Annotated in this window: 20 protein-coding genes; 6 read left to right on the top strand and 14 right to left on the bottom strand. The window is 62.3% G+C overall.

Going from position 1 to position 23,319, the window contains the following annotated elements; translation table 11 throughout:
- Nucleotides 1–54 precede the first annotated feature (54 nt).
- From dapF to hslU, 5 genes are all read left to right on the top strand, one after another.
- Complete coding sequence (gene dapF, locus BT108_RS00100; RefSeq protein WP_072292528.1) at nucleotides 55–897, top strand: diaminopimelate epimerase; 843 nt, start codon at nucleotides 55–57, stop codon at nucleotides 895–897.
- Nucleotides 898–952: 55 nt separating this feature from the next.
- Nucleotides 953–1,633 carry a DUF484 family protein gene (locus BT108_RS00095; RefSeq protein WP_083566081.1) on the top strand — a complete coding sequence of 227 codons (681 nt, stop codon included), beginning with the start codon at nucleotides 953–955 and terminating at the stop codon, nucleotides 1,631–1,633.
- A gap of 35 nt (nucleotides 1,634–1,668) precedes the next feature.
- A complete protein-coding gene (gene xerC / locus BT108_RS00090) occupies nucleotides 1,669–2,598 on the top strand; it encodes a tyrosine recombinase XerC (protein ID WP_072292527.1) in 930 nt (309 codons plus the stop codon).
- 243 nt (nucleotides 2,599–2,841) lie between these two features.
- Nucleotides 2,842–3,378 (top strand): ATP-dependent protease subunit HslV, encoded by a 537-nt coding sequence (hslV, locus tag BT108_RS00085; RefSeq protein WP_072292526.1) that lies wholly within the window; start codon nucleotides 2,842–2,844, stop codon nucleotides 3,376–3,378.
- Nucleotides 3,379–3,508: 130 nt separating this feature from the next.
- Nucleotides 3,509–4,840, top strand: coding sequence for an ATP-dependent protease ATPase subunit HslU (hslU, locus tag BT108_RS00080; protein ID WP_072292525.1), 1,332 nt, complete (start codon nucleotides 3,509–3,511; stop codon nucleotides 4,838–4,840).
- 15 nt (nucleotides 4,841–4,855) lie between these two features.
- Here the strand turns inward: hslU and BT108_RS00075 are convergent, their stop codons facing one another.
- From BT108_RS00075 to BT108_RS00065, 3 genes are all read right to left on the bottom strand, one after another.
- Nucleotides 4,856–5,620: an HvfC family RiPP maturation protein gene (locus BT108_RS00075; protein WP_072292788.1), complete on the bottom strand. Its 765-nt coding sequence runs from the start codon at nucleotides 5,618–5,620 to the stop codon at nucleotides 4,856–4,858.
- Entirely contained in the window at nucleotides 5,601–6,452 is an 852-nt protein-coding gene (locus tag BT108_RS00070; RefSeq protein ID WP_072292524.1) for an HvfB family MNIO-type RiPP peptide maturase, read from the bottom strand. Before BT108_RS00070 ends, BT108_RS00075 begins: the two co-directional genes overlap by 20 nt.
- Nucleotides 6,453–6,610: 158 nt before the next feature.
- Complete coding sequence (locus BT108_RS00065; RefSeq protein ID WP_072292523.1) at nucleotides 6,611–7,027, bottom strand: HvfA family oxazolone/thioamide-modified RiPP metallophore; 417 nt, start codon at nucleotides 7,025–7,027, stop codon at nucleotides 6,611–6,613.
- A 503-nt stretch (nucleotides 7,028–7,530) separates the two neighbouring features.
- On the opposite strand from BT108_RS00065, the gene dksA reads away from it, so the two are divergent.
- A complete protein-coding gene (gene dksA / locus BT108_RS00060; RefSeq protein ID WP_072292522.1) occupies nucleotides 7,531–7,953 on the top strand; it encodes an RNA polymerase-binding protein DksA in 423 nt (140 codons plus the stop codon).
- 146 nt (nucleotides 7,954–8,099) lie between these two features.
- Here dksA and pnp read toward each other — a convergent pair whose 3' ends face one another.
- The 11 genes from pnp to BT108_RS00005 form a co-directional block, all read right to left on the bottom strand.
- On the bottom strand, nucleotides 8,100–10,220 hold the full coding sequence (pnp, locus tag BT108_RS00055) for a polyribonucleotide nucleotidyltransferase (protein WP_072292521.1): 2,121 nt from the start codon (nucleotides 10,218–10,220) through the stop codon (nucleotides 8,100–8,102).
- Nucleotides 10,221–10,358: 138 nt separating this feature from the next.
- Nucleotides 10,359–10,628 (bottom strand): 30S ribosomal protein S15, encoded by a 270-nt coding sequence (gene rpsO / locus BT108_RS00050; protein ID WP_072292520.1) that lies wholly within the window; start codon nucleotides 10,626–10,628, stop codon nucleotides 10,359–10,361.
- A 129-nt stretch (nucleotides 10,629–10,757) separates the two neighbouring features.
- Nucleotides 10,758–11,465 (bottom strand): phosphorylase family protein, encoded by a 708-nt coding sequence (locus tag BT108_RS00045; RefSeq protein ID WP_072292519.1) that lies wholly within the window; start codon nucleotides 11,463–11,465, stop codon nucleotides 10,758–10,760.
- Nucleotides 11,462–13,399 carry a squalene--hopene cyclase gene (shc, locus tag BT108_RS00040; RefSeq protein WP_072292518.1) on the bottom strand — a complete coding sequence of 646 codons (1,938 nt, stop codon included), beginning with the start codon at nucleotides 13,397–13,399 and terminating at the stop codon, nucleotides 11,462–11,464. The genes BT108_RS00045 and shc overlap by 4 nt, the downstream gene beginning before the upstream one ends.
- 180 nt (nucleotides 13,400–13,579) lie before the next feature.
- Nucleotides 13,580–16,237: an MMPL family transporter gene (locus BT108_RS00035; RefSeq protein ID WP_072292517.1), complete on the bottom strand. Its 2,658-nt coding sequence runs from the start codon at nucleotides 16,235–16,237 to the stop codon at nucleotides 13,580–13,582.
- A 181-nt stretch (nucleotides 16,238–16,418) separates the two neighbouring features.
- Entirely contained in the window at nucleotides 16,419–17,051 is a 633-nt protein-coding gene (locus BT108_RS00030) for an HpnM family protein (protein WP_072292516.1), read from the bottom strand.
- 70 nt (nucleotides 17,052–17,121) lie between these two features.
- Nucleotides 17,122–18,231: an adenosyl-hopene transferase HpnH gene (gene hpnH / locus BT108_RS00025; protein ID WP_072292515.1), complete on the bottom strand. Its 1,110-nt coding sequence runs from the start codon at nucleotides 18,229–18,231 to the stop codon at nucleotides 17,122–17,124.
- A 322-nt stretch (nucleotides 18,232–18,553) separates the two neighbouring features.
- Complete coding sequence (locus BT108_RS00020) at nucleotides 18,554–19,810, bottom strand: porin (RefSeq protein ID WP_072292514.1); 1,257 nt, start codon at nucleotides 19,808–19,810, stop codon at nucleotides 18,554–18,556.
- Nucleotides 19,811–20,095: 285 nt separating this feature from the next.
- Nucleotides 20,096–20,929: an indole-3-glycerol phosphate synthase TrpC gene (trpC, locus tag BT108_RS00015; RefSeq protein WP_072292513.1), complete on the bottom strand. Its 834-nt coding sequence runs from the start codon at nucleotides 20,927–20,929 to the stop codon at nucleotides 20,096–20,098.
- Nucleotides 20,930–20,933: 4 nt separating this feature from the next.
- The gene (trpD, locus tag BT108_RS00010; RefSeq protein ID WP_072292512.1) at nucleotides 20,934–21,995 is read right to left on the bottom strand and encodes an anthranilate phosphoribosyltransferase; all 1,062 of its coding nucleotides are present in this window, start codon (nucleotides 21,993–21,995) and stop codon (nucleotides 20,934–20,936) included.
- Between the two features lie 73 nt (nucleotides 21,996–22,068).
- On the bottom strand, nucleotides 22,069–22,632 hold the full coding sequence (locus tag BT108_RS00005) for an anthranilate synthase component II (RefSeq protein WP_072292511.1): 564 nt from the start codon (nucleotides 22,630–22,632) through the stop codon (nucleotides 22,069–22,071).
- Between the last annotated feature and the right edge of the window lie 687 nt (nucleotides 22,633–23,319).

Genomic DNA, 23,319 nt, shown 5'->3' with positions numbered 1-23,319 from the left:
CTGATCCATGTACGCTCGGGACCAATTCGCGATGAAGGCAGGAATCACCGGCCGATGAAGCTCAGATTCACCAAGATGCATGGGCTGGGCAATGATTTTGTCGTCATTGACGGCATCCGCCAGTCCATTCACCTCGATCCGGCACAGCGGCGACACCTGACCGATCGCCACTTCGGCGTCGGTTGCGACCAGATCCTGCTTATAGAGTCTCCTGCCACGGATGACGCCGATTTCCGCTACCGGATCTTCAACGCCGATGGAAACGAGGTGGAGCAGTGTGGAAACGGCGCGCGCTGCTTCGTGCGATACGTTCATGATCGCGGGTTGACGAACAAGGATGAAATCCGTGTGGAAACCCGCGGCGGCCTGATCACGCTGCGGCTCGAACCAAATGGCAACGTCGCCGTCGACATGGGCGTACCGCGATTCGAACCGGATGCCATTCCCTTCATCGCGGATGGATACGCGCCGGTCTATCCGCTCGAGCTCGATGGGAAATGCGTGGAAATCAGCGCCGTTTCCATGGGCAATCCTCACGCGGTGCGGTGGGTGGATGACGTCGATCGGGCGCCGGTGCAAACCGAGGGTGCGCTGATCGAAGGCCATCCTCGCTTCCCTCGCCGCGTCAATGTCGGATACGCACAGGTGCTGGATCGAGGACACATCAGGCTGCGGGTGTACGAACGCGGCACGGGCGAGACGCTGGCGTGCGGTACGGGCGCCTGCGCTGCAGTGGTGGCCGGCATCCGGCGGGGCCTGCTCGCTTCCGAGGTCGAAGTCCGCTTTCGCGTGGGCAGTCTGGCTATATGCTGGGAGGGAGAAAATCGGCCAGTATGGATGACGGGGCCCGCCACTTTCGTGTTCGACGGCGAAATCGACCTGGCGAACGCTTCATGAAGGACATTCCGGCTGCTCCTTGCGGCATGACGACCGGGAGATGGAGACAAAAGGGGTGAAGCTCGATCCGGAAGAGGTCGTTCGCTATCTGCAGGAACACCCGCAATTCTTCGACGAACACGCCGGCATCCTGGCAGAGATACGGATTCCATGCCGGCACGACGGCAGGACCATCCCCATCAGCGAGCGGCAGGTAGCAGTACTCCGGGACAAGAACCATATCCTGCAGGACAGGCTGGCTGAACTGATCAGATTCGGGGAAGAAAACGATACCCTGGGCCAGAAACTGCATCGCCTTGCAATCATGCTGCTCGGCTGCACCTGCCTGGGCGATCTTCTGCAACGGCTGGATTCCCACCTGCGCGGAGAATTTCTGATTCCCCACGTGACGTTGCGCCTGTGGGACATCGTCGCCGATCCGGCACCTCCCGAACTGGCGCCCGTGAGCCCGAGTGCCCGCACCCTGGCGGAAGACCTGCTGCAGCCCCGTTGCGGCCACCACGTGCCGGACGAAATCAGGAACTGGTTCGGAACAGGCGCGGGCCACCTGCGTTCCTTCGCGACGATCCCTTTGCGGAGGCAGCGCACCTTTGGCCTGCTGGTACTGGGAAGCGAGGATCCGCAGCGCTTCTACCCGGAAATGGGCACCCTTTATCTGACGCGGCTCGGTGAACTCGTAAGCGCCGCATCGGTGCGATATCGGCCATCCACGGGCAATGGAGGCACCGAGGCGTGACTAGCACCGTCAGCGCGCGCAATGACACGGGATCCATGCTTGCCGCGAGTTATGTGTCCCATCTTGCCAATGAGCGCCGCTTGTCGACGCATACCTGCGGGAACTATTCGCGCGACATCTCGGTGCTGCTCTATTCGGCAGGGGAAACGCCGCTCGACCAGTTGCGGGTATATGATATTCGCCGCTTCGTGGCGCAGCGCCATGGCAAGGGATTCTCGGGAAAAAGTCTCGCCAGAATGCTGTCGGCATGGAGAGGATTCTATCGCTACCTGATGCGCAACCACGGCTACACCAGCAACCCGTGCGCAGGCGTGCGCGCGCCCCGGTCTCCCCGCCCCCTGCCGCGTACCCTGACTCCCGACGAGGCTGCGAGACTGCTGGACTTCAACCCCGGCGGCGATCCGATGGCGATGCGGGACAAGGCCATGTTCGAGCTATGTTACTCCTCGGGGCTCAGGCTGGCGGAACTCACCAACCTGCGATCGCAGGATCTGGATCTGTACGACGAAACGGTGCGTGTCGCCGGCAAGGGCGGCAAGACCCGGATCGTACCAGTGGGCGCGGCGGCAAGACGCGCCCTGCATGCCTGGCTGGCACTGCGGGAGACGCTGGCCCGGCCCGGCGCCACCGCCCTGTTCCTGTCCCGGCACGGAAACGACATCAGTTCGCGGTCCATCGCCCAGCGACTGAAGAGCCAGGCCGTCCGGCAGGGTATCGACTCCGGCATCCACCCCCACGTGCTGCGACACTCGTTCGCATCCCACGTGCTGCAGTCCAGCGGCGACCTGCGCGCGGTACAGGAAATGCTGGGGCATGCCAGCATCAGCACCACCCAGGTCTACACGCACCTCGATTTCCAGCACCTTGCCAAGGTGTACGACGTCGCGCATCCGCGGGCTAAAAAGTCCCGCGCAGGCATGACCGACCATGCGCCCGACGGGGACTCCCCGAAAGATGAAAGGTAAGGAGTGTCCCCGGAACCCGGAGCGGTTCATGTCACCTCGACCCCATTTATCGAATCGGCATCAAGGGTGTGGATGATCCGGGTGCCGGAAGCCTGAACCGTGCATGCGGCCGACGCCGGCCCTGACCTCGATGCGGACAGGGCCACCGGGACGATCCGGCGACCGCCATCGAAAATACGCCGATAACGAGTGCCTCTCGCCCGATTTGAGTATAATCGACGCTTTCCTTTTTCATTCCGGGACGTGGCAGACTTTCGCGGCACCACCATACTCTCTGCGCGGCGCGGCGCCCAGGTGGCGCTTGGCGGCGACGGGCAGGTCACGCTGGGTGCCATCGTGGCCAAGGCCAGTGCCCGCAAGGTACGCCGACTCTACCATGGAAGGATACTGGCCGGTTTTGCAGGCGGTACCGCGGATGCCTTCACCCTGTTCGAACGCTTCGAGGGCAAGCTGGAAAAGCATCAGGGACATCTCATGCGTTCGGCAGTGGAACTGGCCAAGGATTGGCGCACCGATCGCATTCTGCGCCGCCTGGAGGCCATGCTGGTGGTGGCGGACCATGAGAGCACCCTCATCATCACGGGTTCCGGCGACGTCATCGAGCCCGAGTTGGGACTCGCCGCCATTGGCAGCGGCGGTTCGTATGCACACTCGGCAGCGCGGGCGCTGCTCGAAAACACCGATCTGCCCCCATTGGAGATCGTCAGGAAATCCTTGACCATTGCCGGCGACCTGTGCATCTATACCAATCAGAATCATGTGATCGAAACCCTGGGGTGATTGCTGCATGCAGAATCCTTCCGTCCGCCATGACTGAGGGTCCACCCTCAACCAGCCAGATACCCTGTCGGACCTCGGGTATTCCCTTTTTTCCTCGTACCCCCGCCTTGCCACCGACGCCCTTGAAATCATGTCGCAACTGACCCCGCAGGAAATCGTCCAGGAACTGGACAAGCACATCATCGGACAGGATGCCGCCAAGCGCTCGGTTGCCATCGCCCTCCGCAATCGCTGGCGCAGGCAACAGGTGCAGGAACCCCTGCGGCAGGAGATCACGCCGAAGAACATCCTGATGATCGGCCCGACAGGTGTCGGAAAGACGGAGATCGCCCGCCGGCTCGCTAAACTTGCGGATGCGCCCTTCATCAAGGTGGAAGCAACCAAATTTACGGAGGTGGGCTACGTGGGGCGTGACGTGGATTCCATCGTCCGCGACCTGGTGGAGTCCGCCATCAAGCAGGCGCGCGAGAAGGAGACGCAGAAGGTGAGGGCGCGCGCGGAAGATCATGCCGAGGAGCGTATCCTCGACGTACTGCTGCCTCCCGCACGAGAACTGATACCGCAATCCGAAACGGTAGAGAACGAGGGTACGGCGCGGCAGAAATTTCGAAAAAAATTGCGCGAGGGCGAGCTCGACGACAAGGAGATCGAGATCGAGGTGGCGGGGGCGCATGCTCACATGGAGATCTTTGCACCCCCTGGAATGGAAGAACTCACCACGCAGATTCAGGGCATGTTCCAGAATTTGGGCGGGGAAAGAAAAAAGACCCGCAGGCTGAAGATTCGCGAAGCGATGAAGCTCATCATCGACGAGGAGGCCTCCAAGCTGGTCAATGATGAGGAGCTCAAGGTGCAGTCGGTACGGAACGTGGAACAGAACGGCATCGTCTTCCTGGATGAAATCGACAAGATCACGAGCCGCTCCGAAACCTCCGGTGCGGACGTCTCGCGACAGGGTGTGCAACGGGACCTGTTGCCGCTGGTGGAAGGCACAACCGTTTCAACCAAGTACGGCATGATCAGGACGGATCACATCCTGTTCATCGCCAGTGGTGCCTTCCATCTCTCCAAGCCTTCCGATCTGATCCCCGAGCTGCAGGGCCGTTTCCCCATCCGCGTGGAATTGGGCAGCCTGACCGCCCATGATTTCGTGCAGATACTCACCAATACCGACGCCTGCCTGGTGCGCCAGTACGAGGCGTTGCTGAAAACGGAGAACATCACGCTGGAGTTCACGCCCGAGGCGGTCAAGCGACTGGCGGAGATCGCCTATACGGTCAACGAGAAAACCGAGAACATCGGTGCAAGACGGCTTCACACCGTCATGGAAAAGCTTCTGGAGGATGTGTCCTTCGATGCCGAAAAGCACAGTGGTGATGCCATCACCATCGATGCCACCTACGTCGACGTGCGTCTCGGCGGCCTGTCGCAAAGCGAGGATCTGGCCCGCTACGTCCTCTGAGTCGCAAGGGGTTCGTCAGCGACCCTCGCGCAGGACTCCCAGCAACGCTCCGCGCGATCGCAGGTCCTGCATGGCTGCGGCCCCCCCCTGGATCACGGCGTCGGGAACGGGGTGGCGGCTCTCCGCTGCTATGATCGCGAGCGCCTCGCGACCGGTATGCTCCTCCCTCTCCAGCAGACTCATCAGACGCGCGGTGAATGCATTGATCTCGATGAAGCGGATGCGCTCTCCGGCATCGCGGAATACCAGCAGCCGGGTCTCCCCCGGCGTGACGCGGGTCCTTGGCCGGATGCGATGCACGGGCCAGCGGTAGCACAGGTTGGCCAGCGCCGGTGCGGCCACAGGACGCCGGGCCAGCAGGTCCCCGTCCACGTCGATCCGCTCCCAGTCCAGCACTCCCATCGACGTGGCGAGCGCCAACTCCACCCATTCGTAGTGCGCCAGTTCCAGCATGAACTCGGGATAGTCGGGCAGCGGCACCCATTCGTCCTGAAGAAACCCCACGAATTCATTCGGGATGTCCCGGAAATAAGGCGATCGGCTGCGATGCACGGCCACAAACGCGCGCACCAGCCGCTCCCAGCGGCGCGCGCCCAGCACTTTCCTCAGCACGGGAAAACAGGTCAGCAGGAAGCCGTCGATGTTGCCGTAGACCAGCCTCCGGTACACCCGCATGCGCGCCGCGTCGGTCCCCTGGGGCCGGGCATTGTTCCGCGGGTCGCGGAGATGGGCGGCGAAGGCATATTGATAGCGCTGGAATTCAGGCAGTGGTGCAGGCATGGCCCACTCTCGCATGCCGCGACTGGATGAGGCCGATACGCTCGACCTCCTGCACCAGTTCATGCAGCGGCGGAATATTGAAATCGCGTTCCAACAGTGTGGGTGCCACGCCATGGATGCGATAGGTCTGATCCAGCAGCGACCACACTGCATCGATGACATCCGCGCCGTGCGTATCGATGATCAGGCGTTCACTTTCCCGGTAATGGCCAGCGACGTGCATATAGGCGATGCGCTCGCCCGGCATCGAGCGGATGAATTCGACAGGATCATAGCCATGATTCACGCTGTTGACATAGACGTTGTTGACATCGAGATGCAGATCGCAGTCCGCTTCCTGCAGGATGGCAAGGATGAATTCCGCCTCGCTCATGTCCGCGATCGGGGCCTTCACGTAGAACGAAGCGTTCTCCAGCGCGATGCGGCGCCCCAGGATGTCCTGGGCGCGGCGTATACGCCCGGCCACATAGCCCACCGCCTTTTCCGTGAATGGGATGGGCAGCAGGTCGTAGAGATGGCCGTCGTCGGAGCAGTACGAGAGATGCTCCGTATACAGGTCGATCCGATGGCAGTCCAGAAACCGTCGTATCCCGCGCAGCAATTCCTCATCCAGGGGAGCAGGGCCGCCGATGGAGAGCGACAGGCCGTGGCAGACGAAAGGATAGCGCTCCGTGAAGCTGCGCAGATCCCTTCCTGCCGCGCCCCCCAGGTCGATCCAGTTCTCGGGCGCGATTTCGAAGAAGTCGATGGCGGCGGGAACGCGCACCTTCAACTCGGCAATCAGCTCACGCCGGAAACCGAGGCCTGCGCTGATACGCTGCAAGGATTTCATCATGGTCTTCACGATGACGAGACGGCAGGGGAACGAGGGTCATCGACGCAAGGATGCGGACTCAACCCGAAAACCGATGGAAGAAGCCGGGTTCGCTCACATGCACGCAGCATCCCCCGGCCCCTGGCCGAACGAACGGCCGGTATCTCTATCGCCGCCTACTTGGCACCGCCACACTTGCCTTCTTTGGCCTTGCTCTTCGCTTCCTCCTTGGTGATGTAGCCGTCCTGGTTGGCATCCATGCGCTTGAACATGGCGTCGTGATGCGCAGCCCACTCCTCTCGGGTGATTCTGCCGTCATTGTTCGCGTCCGCCATGGCTGCGCCGCATTTTCCTTCGCCGCACGCATTCTGGCTCTTGCCGCCACACTTGCCTTCCCCGCATTTCCCCTCGCCACACTTGCCTTCCCCGCTGGTCTTTTCCCCGTATTGATGGGCATCGACCACCATGTAGCCCTTTTCTAGAGGCTGCACCGAAAAAGGGTTGTCGGCCGCGGAAACCGTGGCCACGTTACCGAAACCGAGGACGAAGGCAGATCCGACAGCGACGGAAAGGATGGATTTTTTTCTGGACATGACGTTTTCTCCTGTATGGGTAATTCCGATGAGTGTAGGTGCCCAAGCCAGCCGGAATCTCCCCCTTATTCCTTCCGGGACGACTCGACACGCGAACATGCATATAGCCACCGAGACCATTCTTGTCGAAGCCAGCGATGGCCTGCCGGTAACATAGCACAGTTTCCGGCGAGGTGCGACAGGCTGCCATTCCCCTCTGCAGGCTCCCGGCAGTCCGGCCGGAAGGCGAGGCGGATTCCCGGCTCATTGCTGCAAACCTGCGGGCATTCCAGTAAAATTCCAAGCCGGCGCCTGCCTGCACCCGAAGGTGCGCTGGCGCGGTGAGCGCGAGGCTACGGCCGGACGCCGAATCGCGGCGTCCGCACACGCTGCTTCAGTCGTGCATCCCGGCCACACTCCGGCAGAAACGATTCCGTTGCGCCCAACCCCTCCGATTTAGGATATGATCTTTTTCTGCACCATCCACAACCTTGATACGTCACCGAATATAAAAGGGACCTCACATGCCGCAAGAATTGCGTAAACCAGCGGCCCCCTACAAGCCGAAAAAGGGGGAAAGCTACATGAGTTCCAGACAGCTCATGCATTTTCGTAGCATATTGGAGGGAATCAAGACCGAATTGGGCCAGGACATCGAGCGCACGGTTCATACGATGCAGGACGAGGCCACCATTTTTGCCGATCCCAACGACCGTGCCAGCCAGGAGTCGGACATGGCATTGGAGTTGCGCAATCGCGATCGCGAACGCAAATTGATCAAGAAGATCGAGGAAACCATCGCCAAGATAGATACCGGAGATTATGGCTACTGCGAAAGCTGCGGCATCGAAATCGGCCTCAAACGCCTGGAGGCCCGCCCCACCGCCACACTCTGCATAGATTGCAAGACGCTGGACGAAATCAGGGAAAGACAGGTCGCCAAGTAGAAGAGGATGTCTTGGCCATCGCTGGCGCATCGGCACGTTTCCCGACCGCAGCGGCTCTCCCGGTCACAAGGGAGAATGGATTCTCCCCCGTTTTCTGAGGCCCGCGCCCTGCCAGGCGCAGGAGAGCGGCGACATGCGTTCCGGTATCAGGAAATCGTGCTGTCGGTGCTGTCGACGATCTCCACCACGGTGACCGCCTTCATGCTGAGCCGCAGCCGCCCCTTGTCGTCGGCCTCCAATACCTTGACGCGCACTGCCTGACCTTCCTTGAGGTAATCGGCAACGCTGTTGACACGCTCGTTGGCGATCTGGGAAATGTGAAGCAGGCCATCCTTGCCCGGGAGAACGCTCACGATCGCACCGAAATCCAGCAGCTTCAGGACGGTACCGTCGTAGATCCGCCCCACCTCCACCTCGGCGGTGATGTCCTCGATGCGCTTTCTCGCCAGCTCGCCGCCCTCGGCATTGATACAGGCGATCATCACCGTGCCGTCGTCGGTGATGTCGATGGTGGTGCCGGTTTCCTCGGTCAGCGCACGGATGACCGCCCCCCCCTTGCCAATCACGTCGCGTATCTTTTCCGGATTGATCTTTATCTTGATGATGCGCGGGGCATGTTCTGAGATGTCCTCGCGCGTGGCAGGAAGCGCCTGTTTCATGATCTCCAGGATGTGCATGCGGCCTTCTCGCGCCTGCACCAGGGCGGCGTGCAGGATATCGCGGGTGATGCCCTGTATCTTGATATCCATCTGCAACGCGGTGATGCCCTTTTCGGTGCCCGCCACCTTGAAATCCATATCGCCCAGGTGGTCCTCGTCCCCGAGTATGTCCGTCAGCACCGCGAACCGATTCCCCTCCTTGATGAGCCCCATGGCGATCCCCGCCACATGCGCCTTCAGGGGCACACCGGCGTCCATCAGGGCCAGACAGCCGCCGCATACCGAGGCCATGGAACTCGAACCGTTCGATTCGGTGATTTCCGACACGACCCGCAACGAATAGCCAAATTCCTCGGCAGAAGGCAGCACCGCCACCAGGGCCCTCTTGGCCAGGCGGCCATGCCCGATCTCGCGGCGCTTGGGGGTGCCCACGCGACCGGTCTCCCCGGTGGCGTAGGGGGGCATGTTGTAGTGGAGCATGAAACGCTCGGAGTAGTCCCCCTGGAGCGCATCGATCTTCTGCTCGTCGCGCCCCGTTCCCAGCGTCGCGATCACCAGCGCCTGGGTTTCCCCGCGAGTGAACAGTGCGGAACCATGCGTGCGCGGCAGCAGCCCGCTGCGGATCGTGATGGGACGGACGGTGCGCGTGTTGCGACCATCTATGCGCGGCTCGCCATCGAGAATCTGGGAGCGCACGATCCTCGATTCGAGGGCGAAGCAGATCTCCTTGACGCGCTGACCGTCCGGCCCGCCTTCGGTATCGACCCCGACTTCGGCAAAAACCTTCTTCCAGACATCATCTATCGCCTCGGATCGCGCCTGTTTCTGCTTCAACTGGAACGCATGACGCAGATCGGCCTCGGCCAGGCCGGCAATTCTCTCGGCGAGCGCACCGTCCGTTTCCGCGGGTGCCCAGTCCCACGCAGCGGCCCCCGCTTCATCGGCAAGTTCATTGATGGCGTCGATCACGGTCTGCATCTGCTGGTGGCCATGCATGACCGCACCCAGCATGACCTCCTCGGATAATTCCAGGGCCTCGGATTCCACCATCAGCACGGCCTGCTGCGTACCCGCGACCACGAGATTCAATTCGGTCTGCTTCAATTCGGTCGTGGTCGGATTGAGCACATACTCGCCGTTCAGATAACCGACCCGCGCAGCGCCGATGGGACCGTCGAAGGGAATGCCCGAAAGCGCCAGCGCGGCCGAAGCGCCTATCATGGCGGGAATATCCGCGTCGATCTCGCTGTCGGAGGACAGGACGGTGGCAACGATCTGCACCTCATTGTAGAAGCGCTCCGGAAACAGCGGCCGTATGGGCCGATCGATCAGACGGGAAGTCAGAATCTCCTTCTCGGAAGGGCGTCCCTCGCGCTTGAAGAAACTTCCGGGAATCCTGCCGGCGGCATAGCTCCGCTCCTGGTAGTCCACCGTCAGTGGGAAAAAATCCTGGCCTTGCTTGGCATTCCTCGCACCCACCACGGTAACGAGCACCACGGTATCTTCCAGGGAAACCATGACTGCACCATGCGCCTGCCTTGCGATTTCGCCTGTCTCCAGGGTCAGTCGATGGCGCCCGTAGGAAATGCTCTTCTTGATTGGTTTCAAAATTGACTGCCCTTTATTTATACAAAGATTGCGTTGTCCGTGCCCATCATCGGGAACCGCATCGGCACGCCGGAAAGAACCGCCTTGCGCTCTTCTCTTACATGCTGCGCCGAGCCATCCCTGGACGGAATCGGGCGGTCACTTGCGCAGACCGAGGCGCTCGATCAGTACCCGATAGCTGTCCATGCTGTTACGCTTGAGGTAGTCGAGCAGCTTGCGACGACGGCTGACCATCCGCAACAGGCCCCGGCGGGAATGATGATCCTTGACGTGCGCCTTGAAATGGGTCGCCAGATCATTGATACGGGTGGTCAGCAACGCCACCTGTACCTCGGGGGAACCGGTATCGCCAGCCGCGCGCTGGTAGTCGCGCACGACCTGTGCTTTCCGATCGGTTGTGATTGGCATGTGCGTCTCCATTAAATGCCTGATACGAAAGGCCGGTATTTTACTCTTTAACGACGCGAATTCTCAAGTAACGCGAAAATTTTATTTTATCCGCGGCCGATCCGGTGGCCGGGAAACGTTCATCCGGCACTACCCGGCGAACCCCAATTCCCTGCCGGCATGGCGCGACACCGCCGCCAGCGTGGCGCATGCGGCGCGGGAATCCGCCCCCAGGCGCAGCAGCGTGCCGATTGCCACACGACCCCGCAGCAGCAGCATCGCCAGGCGCACCGGATCGGGGCTGCCGTCGCGGCGCAGCGCTCCGAGCAGCGCCGCGGGAGGCGAGCACTCCACCGGATCCGATATCGCGCGCACCGCCAGGAACGCCGTTCCGGTGCGGAAGGCGACTTCCGCCACGGCGCCGCTCTCCATGTCCACCGCACGTGCCCCTGCGGACTGCGCCAGTTCACGCTTGGCCGCAGCCGAAGCCAGCATGTGCGGACTTGCCGCCAGTATCCCGCCCGCTATCCGCACGCGCGCCGAAAGCAGTTCCCGCACCCGGCTGCGCCACTCGGTATCGATCGGGAGCAAGCGATCGGCGGAAACCGAATCCGGCAACATCAGGTCCCCCGGTCGCAAGCTGGAATCCAGCGCTCCGGCAAACCCGAAGCTCACCAGGGCGGAGGCGCCTCCGGCGTGCAGTCCCTCTGCCGCCTCACGCGCCGCCTCCGCGCCGATTCCGCAAAGCCATATCGCCGCGCCGGGTCCCAGGCTGACCCGGCTGTTGAAGGGCAGGCGCCGCGAAGTGACGCACCGTGCTTCCATTCGCATCGCGGTCACGATGCCCACGCCCGTCACGTGGAGCGGATCCGCGTCAGCGCGTGATACCGGACCAGTGCCCAGAGCGGGAAATAGCTCGTGTACCCATGATACTTGAGGTAGAAAACCCTGGGAAAACCCGGGGCGGTGAACCACGGCTCATGCCACAACCCGTCGTCGGACTGGGTGTCCAGCAGATACGCGATCCCCCGCGATACCTCATGGCTCTCGCCTTCACCCGCAGCCATCAGGCCGAGCACCGCCCATGCCGTCTGGAAGGACGTGCTGGTTTCGAAACGTCCCGCCAGTCTCGGATCGGCATAGGTATCGTTGCCTTCTCCCCAGCCCCCGTCGTCGCGCTGCACCGACTTCAGCCACTGCACTGCACGGCGCACGGCGAGGTGATCAGTATCCACGCGTGCCAGCCGGCAGGCCTCCAGCACCGACCAGGTACCATAGATATAGTTGCTCCCCCAGCGCCCGAACCACGCGCCGCTGGACTCCTGCTCGCGGAACAGGTAGGCCAGGCCGCGTTCCACCGCTTCCCTGTGGCTCGGATCGCCATGCAGCGCCAGAAAACCGGTGCATCGGGCCGTCACGTCGCTGGTAGGCGGATCGAGCAGGGCGCCATGGTCGGCAAACGGGATTTCGTTCAGGTAATAGTAGGTATTGTCGCTGTCGAATGCCGCGAACCCGCCGTTGCGAGACTGCATGCCGGCAAGCCAGTTCGCCGCGCGGACGATACTGTCGCGATAGGCCTGCGGATCCGCCTGGTGCAGGGCCCATGCAACCGCAGCGGTATCATCCAGATCCGGATAGTGGGGATTGGCATATTGAAATGCCCAGCCGCCTCCTGGCAGATCGGGATGCTCCACCTGCCAGTCGGCGGGCGCATCCAGTATCTGGTTGGGAATCAGCCAGTCCAGGGCCCGGCGCACCGGCTTCTCATCCACCTTTCCGCCCTCCTGCAGGGCAAGACCCGTCAGCACGGTGTCCCATACGGGCGACGTGCACGGCTGGCACCACGCGCGTTCGCCCTCCTCCACCAGCAGCCCCCGGAGCGCGCTGCGGCACTGCTCGCGATAGGGATGCTCGTAGGGATACCCCAGCAGGGCCAACGCCTCGTTGGCGTTGACCATCGCCGGGAAGATGGCCCCGAGGCCGCATTCGCCATTGAGCCGTTCGATGATCCAGGATTCGGCGCGCTTCAGCGCGAAGCGGCGCAGGAAAGACGGAATGAACGGTTCGAGCGGCGAGGCGAGGCGCTCCGCCCAAAGAAATATCCGGTTCAGCCGGGTACGCACCGGGAAATAGCCCCGCTCATTCTCCGGAGGCACCGTGAACAACTCCCGGATATCGACATTGCGCGGGTTCGCCGCACGCGCCTTCAGGCTGCAGAGGATGGACAGCGGAATGGTCACGGTACGCGACCAGTAGGCCACCTTGCTCAGGTGGAAGAAAAACCAGCGCGGAAAGAGAATGATCTCCACCGGCACGAAAGGAACGCCGCGCCAGGGAATCTGCCTGTACATCGCAAGCAGCATTCGTGTGAACACATTGGCGCGCGCGGCGCCACCATGCGTCAGGATGGCCTTGCGCGCACGCGTCATGTGCGCGGCGTCGGGTGAATCGCCCACGAGCTTGAGGGCATAGTAGGCCTTGATCGTGCAGCTCAGGTCGATGTCGCCGCCATGGTACAGTGGCCAGCCGTCATGCGCAGGCACCTGCTTCTCACGAATGAACCGGGCCAGCCTGATCTCCAGCGCCTCGTCTATGTCATCCATGAAGTGCATCATGAGGATGTACTCCGCTGGAATCGTACAGTCCGCCTCCAGCGGAAAACACCAGTGGCCATCCTCCTTCTGCAGGGCGAGCATCGCCTCGCGCGCCGCTGCCAGCCCATCCTCCAGCGCCCCCGGAGTCGGCGACTCATCCTGCAAAGGCAATCTCGCAGTACGTTCCAGTCTTTTCATACCCTCCCACCTCTCTCATTCCATCCCTGGCGGCATGGAAGCTGTCTTTTCACGTCATGCATTCCCATATGTGACAGTCCTGCATACGCAGCATCCTCCAACGGGATGAAGTATAAACAATAATCGTCCAAAAAGTGTACGACTTGGCACGCGTATCCTTGCGTGCGCGTGGGTGAGGACTCATGCACCCGCCCTTCGAGCGGGCGCCCGCAGGATCGCCGGCAGGATCACGAGCGTGCAGATCAGCGTGAAGGCCAGGCCCACCGTCAGCATGATGCCGATGCTGGCGGTGCCATCGTGGGCCGAGAACATCAGACTGGCGAAATCCACGAGTGCGGTGAGGGCACTGTAGAAAATGGCGCGCGCGGTACTCGTGTGGATCAGCATCTCGCTCACCATCTCGTTGTTCAGGCTCCTGTGCACCATGTGCAGGCTGCTGTCGATGCCGAGGCCGAGCAGCAACGGCAGCGCAATGATGTTGGCAAAATTGAACGGGACGTTCAGCAGGATGGTGAACGCAGCAGTGAACAGGCTGGACAGCAGGAGAGGAATCAGCACCAGCAGCGTATACTTCACGCTGCGCAATATGATCAGCAGCGCCACGATGATCCCCAGCAGCGCCAGCAGGAATGCGTGGATGAACGCCTGGACGACCGCCTCGCCCGCTTCCAGGCCGATCATGGGTGCGCCGGTCGCGTTGGGCGCCACCTCCAGCACTGCCCGCACGAAATGCCGCAACGCCGTGTTGTCGTCGAGATTCTCCGCCGGATACACCGCCAGCCGGTACTCCCCCGTCGGGCTGCGCCAGCGCCGGCTCAGCGCCTCGGGCAGATCCTGCTCCTCGAACGGAGCCGCTTCCATCGCCGCGCGCAGGCTGCGCAGGGCATTCGGCAGCGTCATCAGCATGTCATCCTCGACGTCCGCCAGCAGCTTGCGCCTCTCGGGAACGGATGCCGCGTCCAGCCGTACGAACAGTGCCCTGAGAGAGGCGGCGAGCGGCCGCGCCACTGCCGCCGCGGCATGCCCGGCGTGCCCGGCCACGAATCGATCCAGCGCAGCCGCCAACTCCTCGAGTGCCTGCCGCTGACGAGGCGAAGCGTCCTCTGTCTCGCTTCGAACCCTTTCGGACAGCTGGATCGGCCCCATCGTCAGCGCCACATCCTCGATCAGTCCCATTTTCACCTCCTGCTCGGCGGGCACGAAATCCAGAATCGTGACCACCTTGCTCACTTCGGGCAATTCGGCCAGCCGCTGCGCCAGCCGCTGCGTCTCCTCGCTGCCGCTGGCCAGTGCCATCGCATGCCAGGGCGACTGGTCCGGATCGGCCAGCAGCTCGCGAAAGGTCTTGACCGCCTGTCCGGTCTGATCCTGCAGGTTGAGCAGATTGTAGTCGAACCGCACCTGCGGCAGCAGCAGGACTGCTGCAATGGCAGCGGCCGCCGCGACGGCATAGGTCAGACGATGCCATCTCAGCGACCACTCGAGCATGCGCCCGACGGAAGCCTTCGTGCCGGAAATGTCCGGCAGCCGACCAGAGGAATAGCGCAGCAGGGCGGGACCCAGGGTCAAGGTCACGAGCAGGCTGATGATCATGCCCGTTCCGGAGATGATGCCCAGTTCCGCCACACCGCTGTAATCGGTGGGGATGAACGCATAGAAGCCGATGGCGTTGGTGATCGTGCATGCGGTCAACGCAGCGCCGGCGTCGCCCCCCGATACGTACACCGCCCCCGTCGGCGGCAGGCCGTTTTTCAGGATTTCACGATACCGGAGCAGGAAATGGATGGCGAAATCCGCCCCCAGGCCTATGTACAGCACCGCAAACGCGATGGAGATCAGGTTCAGGTGGCCCACCGCCGCGGTGGCAAAGGCAGCGGTCAGGACCAAGCCCATGCCGAGGCAGAGCAGCACGTTGAGTATCAGTCCTGGGGTACGCATCGCAAAGTACAGCACGATCACCACCAGCAGGAAGGTGATGACGCCTGCGGACTCCATGCCCCGCAAGGAACTGTTGAGCTCCTCCTCCGCCAGCGCCACCTCCCCGGTGATGCGCATCCGCACCGGCCCGGCATCCGTGATGCCGATCTCCTCTGCCGCCGCATGCAGCGCCGCGATGGACTGCTCGGCCGGAAACATCTGGCTATAGTCCAGCCTGGGCTTGATGACGATCAATTCCTGGTACGTCTTCTTCCGTTCCCCCCCATGGAACAGGGCCTGCCATGACAGCACCCGGGGCGAACCCGCAAGCCGCGCATCCAGCGTCGTCTGCACCGCCGCCAATACCGGCTGCAGCTCCAGGCTGCGCCCCTTGCCCAGCTCCTCCACGGCGCCGGTCAGCACCGAGGCGAAGGCGGGCAGCGTGGGATCGGTGGCGATGTATGCGATCAACGGCTGCGCCTGGGCCAGGCTGTCGGTGATCTGCTCCAGCTCCGGCACGCTCAGGTAGAGCAGGCCGTTACGCGCAAAGAAACTGTTCACGGTCGGCGGATAGACGTCGTGGAAATTCCCGGGATCCGTTCTCAGGCGCTCCGCCAGATGCTCCGCCGCCAGATGGGCCTGCTCCGGCGCCGGCGCGTCCAGCACGACCAGCAGGGTATCCATGTCCTGAGGGAAGGTCTGGTTGTAGTGCTTGAGATTGACGCGGAACGGCAGGTGCTCGGACAGCATGTCCGCGGTATCGGTATTCATCCCCAGATTGCGCGCGACGTAGACGCCGCACGCCGCCACGGTCAGCAGCGATGCCAGCAGGACCCAGGCGCCGTGCCGATAGCAGAAGCTGGTCCAGCGTGCGAAAACAGCGTAGATATGACCGTGGGAAGCGGAAGCCGAGGCAGTCATCCTTCAGGGAACGATCAGCCCAGTCGCAATGGGAAAATCGGGGAAAAACAGCTCAGGCCGCCTTTGGCCGGACCCATCATGGAAATGCGATCCGAACGCGCCGGAACGCATGGAAACCAGGACATCCCCCTGGAAACGAATCCGCGCACCCCCGACGGGCTGGTCGATGCATGACGGGATTCTATTCCTTCTCGGTCAGGGCGATCTTTTCCCTGAGCATGTCGACCAGCGTCTGAAAGCCGTCTCGCTGCAGAATGGCGCGGTATTCGGTGCGCTTGAGAGCGAGGTCGCTGACCCCGTCGGCGAGAATGTTGACGATGCGCCAGCCGTCCTTTTCCCGCCGCATGATATAGTCGAAACGAACGGGATTGCCCTTCGGCAATACGAGCCTGCTGCGCACCATGATCTGATCCCGCGGCATGGCCTGCTGCTCCAGAATCTCGAAGCGCTCGCCCGCGTGGCTCTTGAACCATCCTGCATAGGTGCCGATACTGAGCTTCCTGAACACGTCCATGAAGGTGTGCTGCTGGCTCGCGTTCAGGTCGGTCCAGCCCGCCCCGAGGATGGTCCGGGCGATGAAGTCGAAATCATGGGACTGCTCGATGACCGGCGCCAGCAGTTCAAAACGGCCGCGGTAGCCGAGCCTCTTCCCGTCCTGCATCGTCTTGATGAGGGAATCCTGCAGGTGACCCACCACCCGCTCCGGATCGTCGGCGCCGATTTCCTTCGCCCAGGACGCCGATGCGACCATCAGCGTGAGGGCTACGATCGCCTGAACATGCAGCATGAATCTGGTCACATTCAGGAGCCTCATAAGATTACTCGTACCACATACTCCGTACCAGCGTCTTCATGCGGCCGGAATCGTACTCCAGCCGGCCGGCTCACTCCACCCTGACGGGGATTCCGCCTATGGTGGGACGGGACTTGCGGTCTTCCGTCATCCATTTGGGTGTGGGTTCCGCCACCATCGGACCGGTTGTCCTCGGTCCCCTGATCGAGGCGATGAGCGCCTTGAAGGGGTGCTGCAGGGTATCCTCGACGGCGGTCGCCTCGTATCCGCAGTGGGCCATGCACTGGGCGCACTTGGGATTGCTGCTGTTGCCGTACTTGTCCCAGGGCGTGTCCTCCAGCAGTTCCTTGAAAGTGGCGGCATACCCTTCATCCGGCAGCAGGTAGCAGGGTTTCTGCCAGCCGAATACGTTGCGCGTGGGGTTGCCCCACGGCGTGCATTCGTAACTCTGGTTGCCCGCCAGAAAATCGAGATAGAGCGTGGAGTGATTCAGCTTCCAGTTGCGCTTCTTCCTGCCGATCTCGAAAATGCCGCGGAACAGCTTCTTGGTGTCCTGGCCCTTGATGAAGATGTCCTGCCTGGGCGCACGCTCATAGCTGAATCCGGGAGCGATGGTCGCGCCTTCCACCCCCAGGCTCATGGCATAATCGAGGAACTCCGCGACGTCGTCCGGAGTCTCGCCCTGGAACAGGGTGCAGTTGATCGTGACCCGGAATCCCCGCTCCACGCAAAGCTTGATCGCCTCGACCGCCCGATCGAAAACGCCATCCTGGCACACCGAGGCGTCATGCCTCTCCTTCATGCCGTCCAGATGAATGGAGAAGGTGAGATAGGGCGACGGCGTGTAGTCGCCGATCTTCTTCTTCAGCAGCAGCGCGTTCGTGCAGAGATAGACGTACTTCCTGCGCGCGATGATGCCTGCGACGATCTGCGGCATCTCCTTGTGGATCAGCGGCTCGCCTCCGGGAATCGATACCATGGGGGCGCCGCACTCGTCGACGGCCTGCATGCACTCTTCATACGAAAGGCGCTTGTCGAGTATCTCGTCCGGATAGTCGATCTTGCCGCAACCGGCGCAGGCGAGGTTGCAGCGAAACAGGGGCTCCAGCATCAGCACCAAAGGATACTTCTTGACCCCCATCAGTTTTTGCTTGAGCAGATAGGTACCGACAGTGATCTGCTGGCGTAAAGGCACTCCCATGAACGCATCCTCCTAAGACTTCAATACCCCACCGATGACCGTAGAGATAATTTTTATTGTGAACCCGCACACCTGCATGCCGGATTCCTCCCGCCGGGTCGGCGAGGCGATCCGCTCATGTTCCGACTGCCTTCCTGTTCGACTCCGGGGTGGTGCCGGACTGCATCAGCATGGTAGCACGTATGCCCTGTAAACTAAATACACAGCGGCTTTAGGGTTATAGGGCACGAAATTCCGGAACGATCGCCGTCGATTCGGCAGAGCTCATCATTCGAAAAAAATAGGGCGCCGAAGCGCCCTATTCCGATCCGATCCGATTCGATCAGAAGTTGTGGCGCACGCCGATCGTGTAGGTCGCACGATTGCCGGTTGCGTACACGGGAGCGATCGCGCCACCGATGTCGTTCGCCGCGGCGCCGTTGGCATTGGTCACGTACACGTGCTGGTAGCCGCCGAACAGGCTAGTGCGCTTGCTCAGGTTGTGGATGGCACCGACCGTGAAGCTGTCGGCCTTGCGACGGGCGGAATTATAAATGCCGCCGGCATCCGCACGGGTCATGCCGCCTTGGGCCACCAGCGTGGTGTTGCCCCACCGGTACTGCGCGCTGGCAAACCAGGTATGGCCATCGCCGCCCACGTTCATGGCGGAATTGCACTGGCCGGAAGTGCCGATATCTGCAGGGTTCGACACCAGGGCCGCAGCGGTGCTACACGTTGCCGCGCCGATGGCGTTGTTGATGTCCTCATACTGGCCGCTGAGCTTGAAGTTCTCGATCGCCCAGGAAGCGCCCACACGCCATACTTCTTCGGCCTTTCTCAAACCCACGAGATTCTTCTGCGTCTCGTTGACGTTGTCGCGGGAGTAGCCACCGAAGATATCGAAGCCGCCGAAGCCGTCGACATCCACGTGGTACTTGGCAGCGGCCTGGCCGTCGAATTCGCCGTTCCTGCCGCCGGTATTGCCGTTGCTGCCCAGACCGCCGGGATACAGGCCCGAGAAGATGCTGCCGTTCTGGAGGGGATCGAGCGAATTGGAGTCACCCGGCAGCAGCACGCCCGAGAAGGAGAAGCCTTCGATGTTGGCCGAATCGTAGCGGATCGCGCTGTTGAGGAAGGTGTTCGCACCCGCGCCCAGGCCATTGGCGCTGGCGGTCATGGTGCCGCCGGAACCGGCCGCCTGGAGGGTGGTGTAGGCGAACGGATCGATCGTCTGGCCACCGGCGAAGTCCTTGAACGGAGACTGGAGGCGACCGAACCGGATTTCACCCCATTCGTTGCTGGAGAGACCCACCCACTGCTCGCGCGGCGTCGTCGCCGAACCGGAACCGGTGTTCAGGCCGAATTCCAGGCGGGCATTGGCCCTGAGCCCGTTCCCGAGATCTTCGGTGACATGCAGACCCCAGCGCGACGAACGGGAATTGTCCTGCAGTGACCCCTGGCTGGGCGTGCCGGCAAAGTCAACCAGGCTGTATTCCGCCTGCACCCGGCCGAATATCGTGACATTCGTTCCCTGAGCGGATGCGGCCACCGGGACTGCGAGTGCTCCGGCGGCAGCCAGTGCAATCAGCTTCTTTTTCATGTGGAAAATCTCCTTTAAAGTTGAAACATCTGGGCCATCTCACCGACCCTATTTCGGCAAAGTGCGTCCCGCTGCTTGACTAGACCTCTCCTACCTCGTGAGAGGGTTGAAGGCGATTGTGCCTAAAGCGACCACGCGTAGCAAGGAAATCAATAAACTTTCCGAATCTCGGACGGCATTATGTTGCTTTTTTGCAACAAACAATCCTGGGCCATATGAAGTACACGCCGGAACACGCCAGAAAAATTCCCGGGAGACGGTTCGGGCTGCATGTCCGCGTCGACCTCATCCGAACAGCCGCTCCAGCTCGACCCCCGGATCCGGGGCACGCATGAAGGCCTCCCCCACCAGGAAGGCGTCGACTCGATGATCGCGCATGGACGCCACGTCGGCAGGCGACAGTATCCCGCTCTCGGTCACCACGATGCGTCCCGGTGGAATACGGCCGAGCAGCCCCAGCGTCGTCTCCAGCCGCGTTTCGAAGGTGTGCAGGTTGCGGTTGTTGATGCCGACCAGGGGAGAACGCAACTGCAGCGCAAGCGCCAGCTCCGCGCCATCATGCACCTCGACCAGCACCGCCATGCCCAGGTCATGGGCGGCCGACTCCAGCCTGAGCATCCGCGCCACCGCCTGGCTTTCGGATGGTCCCGCACCGGCCGAGCCTTCGGGCAGGAGAAACGCCGCCACGATGATGAGTATGCAATCCGCCCCCAGTACGCGGGCCTCTGCCACCTGGTACTCCTCCAGCATGAAATCCTTGCGCAGCACCGGCAGCTCGCAGGCGGCGCGGGCCTGACCCAGATAGGCCCCGTCTCCACCGAAGAACTGCCGGTCGGTCAGCACCGACAGGCAGGCGGCGCCATGCCGGGCATAGCTGGCGGCGATGGCGGCGGGATCGAACGCTTCCCGCAGCACCCCCCGGCTGGGGCTGGCGCGCTTGATCTCCGCGATGACGGCAGGACGGCCGGCCGCGATGCGCGCCCGGATCGCACCGAGAAAGTCACGCGGGGGCGGCGCGGCCGCCGCCTCCCGGCAGACGGCGGACAGGGGCCTGGACACCTTGGCGGAGGCGATTTCCGTCGACTTCACGGCCAGGATCCGCTGCAGGATGGTGGACATGGAATCAGCCGGTCGTGACATGGGGCGCCCGATCCTGCCGGGAATGGCTTACCAGAGCGCGCAGTTTCGCCCGCGCGGCGCCGGTCTCGAGGGCTCCACGGGCCTGCAGCACACCCTGACCCAGCGATTCGGCCAGCCCCGCCGCATAGATCGCCGCACCCGCGTTGAGCAGCACCACATCGCGCGCAGGCCCCGGCCGATCGTCCAGCACCGCGAGCAGCATATCGCGGGCATGGGCGCCGTCGCGGGTACGGATGGCTTCCAGCGGCGCCCGTTCCAGGCCGAAATCCTCCGGCCTGATCACGTATTCGCGCACCTTCCCATGCCTCAGCTCGCCGACACGGGTCTCGCCGGCGATGGTGATCTCGTCCAGCCCGCCTTGCCCCTCCTGCCCGCTCTCGCCGTGCACCACCAGCACATGCTCGCTGCCCAGGCGTTGCAGCACTCGCACCAGTATGCCGACGAGATCCGGATGGAACACCCCCAGGACCTGGTTCTTTGCCCCGGCCGGATTGGTGAGCGGCCCCAGGATATTGAACAGCGTACGCACGCCCAGCTCGCGGCGCACCGGCGCGGCGTGCTTCATCGCACCATGGAAGTTGGGGGCGAACATGAAGCCGATCCCGACCTTCCCGATCGCCTCCGCCACCTGCGTGGGCGTCTGGTCCAGATCGACGCCCAGGGCCTCCAGCACATCCGCGCTGCCCGACCTGCTGGATACCGAGCGCCCGCCGTGCTTGGCGACCCGCGCCCCGGCGGCGGCGGCCACGAAGGCCGCGGCCGTGGAGATATTGAACGTGTGCGCGGCATCCCCGCCCGTGCCGCAGGTATCGACCAGATGCGCGGGATCCGCCACCTCGACCCGCGTGGCGAACTCGCGCATCACCTGTGCGGCGGCGGCGATTTCCCCGATGGTCTCCTTCTTCACCCGCAGTCCGGTGACGATGGCAGCGATCAGCTCGGGCGAGAGTTCCCCGCGCATGATCTGGCGCATGAGCGTAAGCATCTCGTCATGAAAAATCTCGCGATGCTCGATGATGCGTACCAGCGCTTCCTGCGGCGTCATGAGCTTCAGCCCGAGAACCGGAAATCCGCGGCATGGCGGCGGCCGCGCACGACACGGCCTGAAGACGGAGTGCTCACCGGTTCAGGAAATTTTCCAGCAGCCGATGCCCGTGCTGGGTCAGGATGGACTCCGGATGAAACTGCAACCCCTCAACCGCAAGAGTCCTGTGCCGGACACCCATGATTTCCCCATCCTCGGTCCACGCAGTGATCTCGAGAGCCTCCGGCAGGCTCGCGCGCTCGATGGCAAGGGAGTGATAGCGCGTCGCCATGAAGGGGCTGGGCAGCCCCTTGAACAGGCCGGCGCCATCGTGGAATATGGCGGAAGTCTTACCGTGCATGAGCTGCCGGGCATGCACGATCCGGCCACCGAAGGCCTGGCCGATGCTCTGATGGCCGAGGCATACGCCCAGGATCGGTATCCGGCCGCTGCAGGATTCGATGAGCGGCACCGATATCCCCGCCTTGCCGGGAGTGCAGGGACCGGGCGAGACGACGATGCGCGCGGGTTGCATCCGCGCCACCTCGTCGAGCGTGATCTCGTCGTTGCGAACCACCACCACCTCCTCGCCCAGTTCGCCGAAATACTGGACCAGGTTGTAGGTGAAGGAGTCGTAGTTGTCGATCATCAGCAGCATACCGAGGATATTCCTTTGCTCTGCAAGGCCATGGTCCCGGATGATTCTCTTGGATACCCGCTGTTTCCTTCGATGCTCCCGCACCGATGGCTTGGAACCGAATGCACGAAAGCCGTCATTATCCCCCATATCGGCCCCAGCCGGACGTTTTGAACGCTGGATTTGCAGCTACCCGATGGGTTGCGTTCCACTCCACCCATCCTGCCTTTCTACCCTTCCTTCCGCCCTACCCGTAGGATGGGTGAGCGTAGCGTAACCCATCAAAACCGCTTGCCCCGTGATGGTTGCCACCTGCTTTTCTTCCCACCACATCTGAAATTACCCGATGGGTTGCGTTCCACTCCACCCATCCTTGTATGATCAGAGATATTCAGATTTTGTTTGTGATGCAAGTAAGATGATGCTTCACTGGGGAAGCCGTCCCATCCTGAAGACAGGTTTTTTAAGGTCTGAGCTTGTGATGTAGATTGGCTCCCCGCCCTATTCGCCAATACCGTGGAGTATCCGAGGCTTTGAGCCTGTATACACAAGGATGGTAGGCGCGTGTGCAGGGTCGGGGAACCCGTGACATTGTATCGCGACTTCATTCGAGGATTCATCATGACACTTCAAACGACTGAACCCGGAACACCTGCACAGATTGCTGTTCCCGTTGCTGCTGGTATCGATGTGGGAGCCACAGAGCTA

Source organism: Nitrosovibrio sp. Nv17 (genome assembly GCF_900119085.1).
In the GTDB taxonomy this organism is placed as follows: Bacteria; Pseudomonadota; Gammaproteobacteria; order Burkholderiales; family Nitrosomonadaceae; genus Nitrosospira.
This window is presented reverse-complemented; position numbering and strand designations above follow the sequence as displayed.

Excerpts from the sequence above, each read along its gene's own strand:
- dapF (WP_072292528.1), top strand. The coding sequence starts at position 55 with ATGAAGCTCAGATTCACCAAGATGCATGGGCTGGGCAATGATTTTGTC.
- xerC (WP_072292527.1), top strand. The coding sequence starts at position 1,669 with ATGCTTGCCGCGAGTTATGTGTCCCATCTTGCCAATGAGCGCCGCTTG.
- hslU (WP_072292525.1), top strand. The coding sequence starts at position 3,509 with ATGTCGCAACTGACCCCGCAGGAAATCGTCCAGGAACTGGACAAGCAC.
- BT108_RS00075 (WP_072292788.1), bottom strand. The coding sequence starts at position 5,620 with ATGCCTGCACCACTGCCTGAATTCCAGCGCTATCAATATGCCTTCGCC.
- BT108_RS00070 (WP_072292524.1), bottom strand. The coding sequence starts at position 6,452 with ATGAAATCCTTGCAGCGTATCAGCGCAGGCCTCGGTTTCCGGCGTGAG.
- BT108_RS00065 (WP_072292523.1), bottom strand. The coding sequence starts at position 7,027 with ATGTCCAGAAAAAAATCCATCCTTTCCGTCGCTGTCGGATCTGCCTTC.
- dksA (WP_072292522.1), top strand. The coding sequence starts at position 7,531 with ATGCCGCAAGAATTGCGTAAACCAGCGGCCCCCTACAAGCCGAAAAAG.
- rpsO (WP_072292520.1), bottom strand. The coding sequence starts at position 10,628 with ATGCCAATCACAACCGATCGGAAAGCACAGGTCGTGCGCGACTACCAG.
- shc (WP_072292518.1), bottom strand. The coding sequence starts at position 13,399 with ATGAAAAGACTGGAACGTACTGCGAGATTGCCTTTGCAGGATGAGTCG.
- BT108_RS00035 (WP_072292517.1), bottom strand. The coding sequence starts at position 16,237 with ATGACTGCCTCGGCTTCCGCTTCCCACGGTCATATCTACGCTGTTTTC.
- BT108_RS00030 (WP_072292516.1), bottom strand. The coding sequence starts at position 17,051 with ATGAGGCTCCTGAATGTGACCAGATTCATGCTGCATGTTCAGGCGATC.
- hpnH (WP_072292515.1), bottom strand. The coding sequence starts at position 18,231 with ATGGGAGTGCCTTTACGCCAGCAGATCACTGTCGGTACCTATCTGCTC.
- BT108_RS00020 (WP_072292514.1), bottom strand. The coding sequence starts at position 19,810 with ATGAAAAAGAAGCTGATTGCACTGGCTGCCGCCGGAGCACTCGCAGTC.
- trpC (WP_072292513.1), bottom strand. The coding sequence starts at position 20,929 with ATGTCCACCATCCTGCAGCGGATCCTGGCCGTGAAGTCGACGGAAATC.
- trpD (WP_072292512.1), bottom strand. The coding sequence starts at position 21,995 with ATGACGCCGCAGGAAGCGCTGGTACGCATCATCGAGCATCGCGAGATT.
- BT108_RS00005 (WP_072292511.1), bottom strand. The coding sequence starts at position 22,632 with ATGCTGCTGATGATCGACAACTACGACTCCTTCACCTACAACCTGGTC.